15 protein-coding genes are annotated in these 8,466 nt (G+C 67.6%); 11 read left to right on the top strand and 4 right to left on the bottom strand.

Annotated elements, in window-relative coordinates:
- Positions 1–161: 161 nt before the first annotated feature.
- The 4 genes from ASG52_RS15410 to ASG52_RS15425 form a co-directional block, all read right to left on the bottom strand.
- Positions 162–1,889, bottom strand: a complete 1,728-nt coding sequence (locus ASG52_RS15410; protein WP_056244876.1) for a sensor domain-containing diguanylate cyclase — start codon at positions 1,887–1,889, stop codon at positions 162–164.
- Positions 1,890–2,191: 302 nt separating this feature from the next.
- Positions 2,192–2,497 carry a ribbon-helix-helix domain-containing protein gene (locus tag ASG52_RS15415; RefSeq protein WP_056244880.1) on the bottom strand — a complete coding sequence of 102 codons (306 nt, stop codon included), beginning with the start codon at positions 2,495–2,497 and terminating at the stop codon, positions 2,192–2,194.
- A complete protein-coding gene (locus ASG52_RS15420) occupies positions 2,494–3,159 on the bottom strand; it encodes an AAA family ATPase (protein ID WP_056244883.1) in 666 nt (221 codons plus the stop codon). The genes ASG52_RS15415 and ASG52_RS15420 overlap by 4 nt, the downstream gene beginning before the upstream one ends.
- A 120-nt stretch (positions 3,160–3,279) precedes the next feature.
- Positions 3,280–3,576 (bottom strand): helix-turn-helix domain-containing protein, encoded by a 297-nt coding sequence (locus tag ASG52_RS15425; RefSeq protein WP_056244886.1) that lies wholly within the window; start codon positions 3,574–3,576, stop codon positions 3,280–3,282.
- Positions 3,577–3,681: 105 nt separating this feature from the next.
- Here ASG52_RS15425 and ASG52_RS28390 point away from each other — a divergent pair, with 105 nt between their 5' ends.
- The 11 genes from ASG52_RS28390 (at position 3,682) to ASG52_RS15475 (ending at position 8,200) form a co-directional block, all read left to right on the top strand.
- A complete protein-coding gene (locus ASG52_RS28390) occupies positions 3,682–3,819 on the top strand; it encodes a hypothetical protein (RefSeq protein ID WP_286159067.1) in 138 nt (45 codons plus the stop codon).
- A gap of 39 nt (positions 3,820–3,858) precedes the next feature.
- Entirely contained in the window at positions 3,859–3,990 is a 132-nt protein-coding gene (locus tag ASG52_RS28395) for a hypothetical protein (protein WP_286159068.1), read from the top strand.
- A gap of 10 nt (positions 3,991–4,000) precedes the next feature.
- Positions 4,001–4,441, top strand: a complete 441-nt coding sequence (locus ASG52_RS15435) for a hypothetical protein (protein ID WP_056244896.1) — start codon at positions 4,001–4,003, stop codon at positions 4,439–4,441.
- A gap of 274 nt (positions 4,442–4,715) precedes the next feature.
- Positions 4,716–5,048: a hypothetical protein gene (locus tag ASG52_RS28400; protein WP_286159069.1), complete on the top strand. Its 333-nt coding sequence runs from the start codon at positions 4,716–4,718 to the stop codon at positions 5,046–5,048.
- 376 nt (positions 5,049–5,424) lie between these two features.
- Entirely contained in the window at positions 5,425–5,709 is a 285-nt protein-coding gene (locus tag ASG52_RS15445) for a hypothetical protein (RefSeq protein WP_056244900.1), read from the top strand.
- Between the two features lie 233 nt (positions 5,710–5,942).
- Entirely contained in the window at positions 5,943–6,224 is a 282-nt protein-coding gene (locus ASG52_RS15450) for a type II toxin-antitoxin system RelE/ParE family toxin (protein ID WP_056244905.1), read from the top strand.
- A gap of 27 nt (positions 6,225–6,251) precedes the next feature.
- Positions 6,252–6,605: a HigA family addiction module antitoxin gene (locus ASG52_RS15455; RefSeq protein WP_056244909.1), complete on the top strand. Its 354-nt coding sequence runs from the start codon at positions 6,252–6,254 to the stop codon at positions 6,603–6,605.
- Positions 6,602–6,829, top strand: coding sequence for a helix-turn-helix transcriptional regulator (locus ASG52_RS15460; protein WP_056244910.1), 228 nt, complete (start codon positions 6,602–6,604; stop codon positions 6,827–6,829). The genes ASG52_RS15455 and ASG52_RS15460 overlap by 4 nt, the downstream gene beginning before the upstream one ends.
- A 229-nt stretch (positions 6,830–7,058) precedes the next feature.
- Positions 7,059–7,508 carry a MarR family winged helix-turn-helix transcriptional regulator gene (locus tag ASG52_RS15465; RefSeq protein WP_056244913.1) on the top strand — a complete coding sequence of 150 codons (450 nt, stop codon included), beginning with the start codon at positions 7,059–7,061 and terminating at the stop codon, positions 7,506–7,508.
- Between the two features lie 62 nt (positions 7,509–7,570).
- Entirely contained in the window at positions 7,571–7,771 is a 201-nt protein-coding gene (locus ASG52_RS15470; RefSeq protein WP_156383987.1) for a hypothetical protein, read from the top strand.
- A gap of 51 nt (positions 7,772–7,822) precedes the next feature.
- Positions 7,823–8,200, top strand: coding sequence for a hypothetical protein (locus ASG52_RS15475; protein ID WP_156383988.1), 378 nt, complete (start codon positions 7,823–7,825; stop codon positions 8,198–8,200).
- Positions 8,201–8,466: the final 266 nt, after the last annotated feature.

Here is an 8,466-nt window from a genome sequence, read left to right on the forward strand (position 1 = left end):
TCCGCCTTCGACAGCCTCACCCCAAAGGCCTGCCGCAACTGCCTCACAGCGGCCGGATACGACGCATACGATCCAACCTGATCGGCAATAGCTCTAGCATGGGCAACCGCTCTTTTCATCGTTGTCTGTCACCATGGTCAATCATTTCCACCTCAGCCGCTCTAGGCAGCAGCTCGGAGGCTTGACGATGCAGATCTCTCGAACGATCGCACGCAGTTACGCCCGCTCGACTTGGCCGCATAGAGTGCGCGATCCGCGTGCTCTATCGTGTGATCGATGTCACTGTCGGTGAGCTCAGCCTCAGCCATGCCGATGCTGATCGTCGCCCTGAAGCTCTGGCCATCCAGCTCGAACACAGTGCCAGCAACGGTCTTGCGAATGCGGTCGGCGAAGATCGCTGCACCCTGCAGATCGGTCTCCCGAAGCAGGACCACAAACTCCTCGCCGCCGAACCGTGCCACCTTGTCGGTCGTCCGGAGCGCGTCGCTGAGGATACGTCCGACCTGGCGGATGACCTCGTCGCCCGCGGCATGGCCGTAAAGATCATTGACGCGCTTGAAGTGATCGATGTCGATCATCAGGATGCAGATCGCACGCCTATAGCGCTTGAAGTAGCTCATCGCGTCGCTGGCCAGGGGCAGGAACGCTCGCCGGTTGAGCAGGCCCGTAAGTCCGTCCGTGTCGGCCAGGACCTGCATAGCGTGGAGGTCGGCACCGAGGCGCCGGACACGGTCCTCCGCAGCGTGCACGGCGTCAGATGCCTCGGCTCGGGTCAAGCGCGCAGCCTCTTCGGCCGTGCCGATGCGCCTCAGGAGCGACCGGACCGCTGCGGACAGGCGCAGCACCTCTGGAGAGCCGTGCACATGGCGCGTCATCCGCGCATTCGGCTCACGGCCAACGCGGTCCACCGCCTCAGTTAGCTGCGTCAGCGGCCGGCTCAGCCGCCCGGCGATCAGCCCGATCCCAATCATGCCGAGCACGGCGGCGGCAAGCCCGAGCAGCAGGATTAGGCCGGTCAGACGGTCGGCGCCTATCAGCGCTGTATCGAGCGGCAGCAGCGCGACAACGATCCAGCCCAGGCCAGCGTAATCGCCCCGGCCGCGGGTGGTGGAGGCCGCCACGAGCCGATCACCATCCGCCCCGTGATCGATGAAGTGACCGGCGGTGAGTTGCGCGACCGTGTAGGGGACCGAGCCGAGACCAGGCCCAAGCAAGACCCTGCCAGACCGATCGAGGACGATGATGTCCTCCTTCAACTCCGGCCTGCGGGACGACAGCACCTCGCGCCGAACAACATCGGCCCAGCGCCAGCTGAGATGGGCTCCGAGGACACCAACGATCCGTCCCGAACTGTCGCTGACCGGAGCAGCCACATCGACGAAGCGGAACGGCGTACCGTCGGCGTGGGGCTTAAGCAGGGTCTCCAGCAGGACTGCCGCGTGAACGTCCTCGGCAGAGGCCCGTTGAATACCGTTGCGGAACCAGGGGCGGCTTTTGACGCTCGCCCCCTCGAGGATACCACCGGTGGCCGCACCTACCCGGCCGTCGCGGTCGGCGAACCCAATCCAGGCATAGTCCGGTAGCGTCCTCTGCATCGCGTCGAGCACGTTGCGTAGGCTACCGGTGTTCTCCATCCAATGAGTCTGCAGGGGTTCGAAGGCTGCAACGTTGCGGATCTCGCGTAGGCGTTCGGCCATGTCTTGGTCGAGGCGGTCGGCCACGGATCGGGCTACCTGCCGGAGGGCGTCTTGTGCCATCTCGGTCGCCTGCCCGCGCGCCAGGAGCGTAGATCCGATTGCGGTCACACCGACAATTGCAAGACCGATGGTGCCCGCAAGTAGACTGATCTGGCGGCGCAGCGACACCCGGTTCGCGAGTGGCATGAACATACTGAAGGATCCTCGACCAACGATGATTATGCGACTCAAAACATGAAGGCGCGTAAAATTTATTCGTAAACAACTCGCTGCATGCACATGTCGAATGCAGCTGTGTAGCTAATAGCCCCCAGCTGCAGCCCCCCCTTGGCTCACTGAGCATCCTACATCCGGACGTTCGGTGCTTCCGCAACGGGTCGAAAGCAGCCCCTCACATGGTCAAGCTGATTGAGTTTCAACCTAAAGGCTCGTCGGTGATAGCTCGCGAGCAAGACTGCAGGACCGCGAGCGAGCGTGCCAGCCCGATCCCTCGCCTACTTGCTATGTCGGGCGACGAAATCGCGGATCGCCTCCTCGCAGATGTCCTGCACCGTGCGGTCCTGTTCCAGCGCGATCATCCGCAGCCGCTTGCGCGTCGGCGCGTCGATGCGCGTGAGGATCTGAACCCGAGCGTCCGGCTTGCCGCCGGGGTCAGGGCTCGCCGTTTCGGCCGGGGCTGAGGTCGACGACACGGGCGGGGCGTCTGCCACGGCCGGGGAGGGCGCAGCGCTGGCAGGCGTGTCCTTGCGGGCGAACCGGCTGCTTAGGCTGTCGAGCGTCGGGCGAGGCGTCTTGCTCATCGTGCGTTCCCTGATCCTTTCCCCGGCCCGCCGGACAGCAGCGCCTCAATCTCTCGCCACAGCGCGCCGACTTCGCCCGCGGCCTTACCGTCCGGCTCATGCTCGCCGACCGTCAGACCGGACAGGATCGCGTGAGACATGCTCACCCGATTGGCGATGACGGTTTCCGCGACGCGAGCACCCATGTTGCCGAGCGCGGTGCGCGCCTCCGTGACGATCGCCGGTTCGGCCGCACCCGTGCGCGGCGGTGCATGGTTGATGACGGCCAGCGGCTCTTTCCCGACCCGCGCCGCGAGATCGAGCGTCGTCGCCACCGCGGCCAGATCGAGCGGCCCCGGTCGCGTCGGCACCACGACGAGGTCGGCCACCCGCATTGCGCCGAGGATGCTGTCTTCCGCGTGCGGCGGCGTGTCGATGATGACCCGACCGAACCCCTCGCGCCGCGCGGCCTGGACAAGCTCCGGCAGCTCGCGCGCGTCCGCCTCGATCAGGTTCGGCACGTCCGCTTCTCGCAGGCGGTGCCACCACGCGAGCGAGCGTTGCGGATCGCAGTCGAGGAGGAGCGCCGGCTTCTCCGCCGTCGAGGCCAGGACGCTCAGGTGCATGGAGAGCGTGGTTTTTCCGACCCCGCCCTTTCGGGCCGTCACGGCGATAACCTTCACGTGCGATCCCTCGGGAGCTTGATCGGCAGGGAGCGAGCAGGCCCGCAAGCAAGCTCGACAGTCAGCACGGGAGCGAGCCAGCAGAGTAGCGAGCTATCAGAATAGCCTGCTATTAGGCGATCAAGCTTGCGTTTCATCCGACCCAGCCCCGCGACGCTTCCGAGTGCGGATATTGGCCGGAGGATCGCGCCGCAGCCTCACGCCCGGCAGTCCGCCGTTCTCTGGCAGGAAGACGGCTCCCTCCCCTTCCAAGGCGCGCCCCAGCGCGTCGAGCGTCATCGAGTTGGCACTTAGCGGTCCTTCGATCCGCTCCAGCCGCTTGATGGTCTCGACCGACACGCCGGACAGCTCGGCAAGCTCGCCCTGCTCCAATTTCAGCATGGCCCGCGCCGCGCGCAACTGCTCGCCGGTCAACATTCGACACCTATAATGTAATCTTTTGTGCGTTGAGTGTTGACGCCTTAGAGGCATCGGGTTACACGATAAGGGCAATCAGTTGCCCTTACAAGGCCAGCCGCCCCCATGTCCCACCGCAGCCGCACCGCCTTCCCCTGGTCCTCCGCCCTCCGCGACATGCGGAACGACCGCGCGCAGGTCCCGCAGGGCTTCCTCGGCTCGCGCGAGCTCATCGGGGTCGCGGTGCGCCTCAACGTCGTTTAGCTCGTGAAGGCTGACGGCAGCTTCGATCGCGCCGGCATCATGTCGGCCGCCGCCGCCGCCGCGAAGAAGCATCAGCTTCAGTACGGCTCGACCTGGGCCGTCGCGATGTCCGTCAGCCTCAAGGCCGCTTGGCAGCTCGCCAAGTCCCACCGCCCCGCCGTCGCGCACTGAGGCCCGGCCGATGTCGCCCCGCCCCACCCGCCGCGTTGTCCTCGCCGTCGTGCTGGCCGCTGTCTCGCCCGCCGCTCGCGCCGCCCGGCCCGATCCGCTCGCCACCGCGATCCGTCGCGCCCGCCTCGCCGATGCCGCCCACCGGCAGGCCGGGACCGACAGCCTCAACGTGTTCGGTCCGAATGGCACGCGTCCGCCCTACTGGCGAGCCTATCGCTTCGGCGTGCTGGCCGAACGCTACAGCGCCCGCCGCGCGCTTCACGCCCTGATGCCCGCCACGGCCGACGAGGCGTCCGCCCTGGTCGCCTATTACGCCGAGCGGGCCGAACTGTCGGACGATCCCGAGACCGCCCGCGCTGGTCGCCGTCGCCTGCGCAAGGTGTTCGCCCGGCCCGGTGCCGCACCGGCCCCGCCGCTGCCGCAGGCCCTCAAGCCGCCCGCGCCGTCCTGATCCCGCGCCCGCGCGGCGCCTCCCCCTCGACCACCACCGACCACTGCAACGAGCCCTGTCAGGAGCCCGAACGATGTCCTATGCGCGCACCCCCGCCTCTGTCCTCACCGTCCACCACGCCGACGGCGACCGCGTGCCGTTCCATGCCGACCCCATCCTTGCGGCGATCGAGGCGCACGAGTAGGCTTATGCGGTCTTTCAGGTCGCGCCGGAGGGCGAGCCCTCGCGGCAGGCGTTCGACAGCTACGATCAGACCCGCAAGGCGCTCCTCGCCATGCCCTGCGCCACGCGTGCCGGGATGCTGTGCCTGATCCGGCACCTTCGTTGGTGGATGGGCGAAGAAGCGCCCTTCGCCGCCGACTATCAGCCGGATTTCGGCATCGCCCAGGCCCGCGAAGCCGATCTGTCCCGCTGCCTTGGCGTCGAGCGCATCGAGCGCCTGCCGCTGGCGCTGCCGTCCGGCCGGCTCATCGGCCCGGTGATCGACATCCGGCCCGTCGCGGCCTCGACCTCGACCCGCGAGACCTACCCCGCCCCGTGCCGACCCGCGTGCAGTTCGGCCGCGCCCTGTCTCGAGCCGGTGAAGTCGTCGCCGCCCTGGTCCTGATCGTCGGCGGCTGCGGCTTCGTCGGCATCGCGTCCCTGTTCTGACCACGCCCGGCCGGCGCGCCGAGGCGCCGGCTCCCGTCATCCTCGACCGGAGATCCCTGACCATGCGCAACCCGTTCAAGCGCCAGCCCCGCCCCGCCGATAAGCCCACCCTGCGCGAGCGTGCCGCCACCCTGAAATCCGGCCTCGCCCAACTGATCCGCCGCCCGGAGGGGCAGGGCGAGGCCAACCAGCACCGCCGCGCACTCGTCGCCGGATCGGTTGCCGCCGCGATCCCGCTGCCCGTACTTCCTCGACCGATCCGGCCACGAGGCGGGGCGGGGCAACGTGGTGACGGCCGCCGCCCTCGTCGTCCTCTATCTCGCGGGCGTGTGATGCCGACCGCCCTCCCGACCTCTCGCGCCCTGTCGTGGCGCGAGCTGTGGCGGCTCCTGTTCCTGCGGGTCCGCATCGAGGCTGTCGCCGCCCGGATGAAGCGGCTTCCGGCCTCGGATACCCGAACCTGCCGCGCCGGCTGCCGCTTCCTGTCCCTTTCGAGGGAGTTCTACGAGCTGACCGGCGAGCCCGAGCCGGAAGACGTGGCGGCGATGCGGGAGACCTTCGAGCGGCCGTTCCCTGACGGCTCCACTCTGCTCAGCCGCTACGTCGAGCGATCTTGATAGCAGGATAGCCCGATAGCTTGATCCCGAGTTCTCTTGCCCGCTGGCACCACGGGCGGGGGATGGGCAGGCACCGCGTCATTCGCTCTGGCAGGCGGAGGCGAGCAACGGTGCCGGCCTTCGTACGCTCGTCGCAAGGCAAGGCGAAGATGTTGCGCTGAGTGGTACATCCCTGTTGACTGGAATGTTGCAATGAGTGATACATGTATCACCGAGTGCAACACGGCGGGGCGATGATCCTCAGCTTTCACGACGGCGTGACAGAGGCGGTTTCCCGAGGCCGCAAGCCGAAGGGGTTCCCGGCCGACCTGTACGCTGTCACCCGCCGCAAGCTCGGCTACCTCGACGCCGCGAAGACCCTGGACGACCTGAAATCGCCGCCGGGCAACAAGCTCCACCCGCTGACCGGCGATCGAGTCGGCCAGCATGCAATCAGGGTCAACGACCAATACCGGCTCTGCTTCGTCTGGACCGATGCCGGGCCGGAGCGGGTCGAGTTCACCGACTACCACTGAGCCGCTACCGACACGGATGTCACAGCGATGAGCGACACCTTCGATCTCAGAGCCATGCGCGCCACCTTCGATCCATCCGAGTGCGCCGAGCAGTCCGCACCGCTTCATCCCGGCGAGGTTCTGCGGGAAGAGTTCATGGCGCCGCTCGGGCTGTCGGCCGGACAGGTCGCGAAGGCGCTGGACCTTCCCCGCTCGCGCATTGAGCGCATCGTGCGCGAGGAGATCGGCATCTCCACCGACACGGCCCTCAGGCTCGCCCGGTTCTTCCGCACCTCGCCCGATGTCTGGACGAACCTCCAGGCCCGCTTCGAGCGCGAAACCCTGCTGGCTGAGATCGGGCCGGTACTGGAGCGCATTCAGCCGGTGCCGGAGGCGGCGTGAGGGCAGATCGACCGCCGCGGATCGAGGTCGCCCCGCGCCGCGGGCTCCGCCGGGAAGAAGCAGCCCGCTACGTGGGCGTCAGCCCGACCAAGTACGACGAGATGGTCCGGGATCGCACGATGCCGAAGCCGTGGCGTATCGGCGGGTGCGTCGTCTGGGACATTCGGAAGATCGATGCGGCCCTCGACAGCCTTGACGACGGGGTGGTCAACGAGTGGGATTAGGGAGTTGAGCGGCGGGAGATAGCGAGGCCATGTTCGAGGCCAGCCCTGACTGCGTTCCGAGGCTGATGATTGTAGCCGAGGCGGCCGAGCAGCCCCTTCATCCGAACTGCCCGATACGGCTCAGGGCGGAACGCACATCTTTTTGAAAGGTGTTTCTACATTTAGCGTGCTAACAGAGAGCCGTACCTGCTCGTGCAGGCGTGGAAACAGCGCTGAGAGCCTCCCTCCCGTGACGAGCCCTGCCGGTGATGATTTTGTCGGCCTCGACAAGCAGCTCTGCTTCGCCATCTACTCCGCAGGCATCGCCTTCACGGCTGCCTACAAGCCGATCCTTGAGCCTCATGGGCTGACCTACCCGCAGTTTCTTGTGCTTCTCGCGCTCTGGGAGAAGGACGGCGTGCCGCTCAAGGACATCAGCGACCGCCTCGGCCTCGATCCGGGCTCTGTCACACCGCTGCTGAAGAAGCTGGAGGGGATGGGCCTGCTCCGCCGGGGGCGCGATCCTAAGAACGAGCGTCAGCTTTTTGTCGAGCTGACGGATCAGGGGCAGGCCCTGCGGCCCCTGGTCGGTGAAGCACGCTGCGCATTCATGCGCGCGCTGGACGGCGAGGAGTCGATCCTCAAGGCGCGAGACGAGGTCGCGCGGGTCACTCGTCTCCTGCAGGCCAGTCTGCCGTAAGCCGTCCCCGCAGCCACTACCAAGCCAGATACTTCTGCACGACCGAGGTGGTCGCGGTTTTGGTGGCCGTCGTCGTGGTGGGGGCCGTGGTGCTCGTGGCCGTCTTGGTCGCCGTGCTCGGTGCCGTGGTCGTCGTCGGCGCGGTGGCCGTCGTCTTGGTGGCGGTGGGCGAGAGAAGGCTGGTCGTGACCGACGAGAGGGTCGAGGTCGTGCCGCTCACCGTCGAGGATACGACTGCTGTCGTCCCCTGTACCAGGGTCTGAAGCAGTCCACCGGACGAGGTGGACGTCGAGGTTCCCGCCTGAGGCGTCGTGGTGGTCGAGGAGCCCGTTGAGGTCTGCGACGTGCTGGTCGGGGAAGCCGTTGTCGTCCCGGTCTGCGGAGCCGTGGTGGTGGCCGATCCGCTGCTGGTCGAGGAGCTTGAGATCGGCTGCAGGGCCGTACTCGTGCTGCTCGTGGATGTGGTCGTCGCCTGGGTCTGCGGCGCCGGGGTGGTGGTCGATCCGCTGCCGGGCGAGGTGCCCGAGGCGGTCTGCGGAGTCGTGCTCGTGCTGACCGTAGACGATGCCGGGGCGGTCGTCGGCGCGGAAGTCGCAGCCGAGGTGCTGGTCGTTGTCGGCGCAGGCGACGAGCTGGTCGTCGTGGTGGGAGCGGTGCTTTGCGACGCGGCCTGCGGTGCCGTCGCCTGCTGAGCGGTGCTCGGGTTGCTCGACGTGGTCGTGGATGCGGTAGGCGTGCTCGTGGAGGGCGCCGGGGTCGTGCTGGTCGGAGAAGCGACGGCAGCGGGGCTGGTCGGAGCCGTAGCAGCAGGCGCTGCTGCCGGCTGTTGCACCTGCTGAGACGCCACCCCGGAAGCCGATGGAGCCGAGCTCGCAGCGTTCGCGCTGGTGGTCGGCGACGAAGCCGCCGGCGCCGCCGACGGAGCAGCGCTCGCGGTCGGCGCGGGGACGCTGGGCTG

Origin of the sequence: Methylobacterium sp. Leaf456 (assembly GCF_001425465.1) — a bacterium.
Taxonomy (GTDB): domain Bacteria; phylum Pseudomonadota; class Alphaproteobacteria; order Rhizobiales; family Beijerinckiaceae; genus Methylobacterium.

Excerpts from the sequence above, each read along its gene's own strand:
- ASG52_RS15450 (WP_056244905.1), top strand. The coding sequence starts at position 5,943 with ATGATCCTCAGCTTTCACGACGGCGTGACAGAGGCGGTTTCCCGAGGC.
- ASG52_RS15455 (WP_056244909.1), top strand. The coding sequence starts at position 6,252 with ATGAGCGACACCTTCGATCTCAGAGCCATGCGCGCCACCTTCGATCCA.
- ASG52_RS15425 (WP_056244886.1), bottom strand. The coding sequence starts at position 3,576 with ATGTTGACCGGCGAGCAGTTGCGCGCGGCGCGGGCCATGCTGAAATTG.
- ASG52_RS28390 (WP_286159067.1), top strand. The coding sequence starts at position 3,682 with ATGTCCCACCGCAGCCGCACCGCCTTCCCCTGGTCCTCCGCCCTCCGC.
- ASG52_RS15445 (WP_056244900.1), top strand. The coding sequence starts at position 5,425 with ATGCCGACCGCCCTCCCGACCTCTCGCGCCCTGTCGTGGCGCGAGCTG.
- ASG52_RS15435 (WP_056244896.1), top strand. The coding sequence starts at position 4,001 with ATGTCGCCCCGCCCCACCCGCCGCGTTGTCCTCGCCGTCGTGCTGGCC.
- ASG52_RS15410 (WP_056244876.1), bottom strand. The coding sequence starts at position 1,889 with ATGTTCATGCCACTCGCGAACCGGGTGTCGCTGCGCCGCCAGATCAGT.
- ASG52_RS28400 (WP_286159069.1), top strand. The coding sequence starts at position 4,716 with ATGCCCTGCGCCACGCGTGCCGGGATGCTGTGCCTGATCCGGCACCTT.
- ASG52_RS15415 (WP_056244880.1), bottom strand. The coding sequence starts at position 2,497 with ATGAGCAAGACGCCTCGCCCGACGCTCGACAGCCTAAGCAGCCGGTTC.
- ASG52_RS28395 (WP_286159068.1), top strand. The coding sequence starts at position 3,859 with ATGTCGGCCGCCGCCGCCGCCGCGAAGAAGCATCAGCTTCAGTACGGC.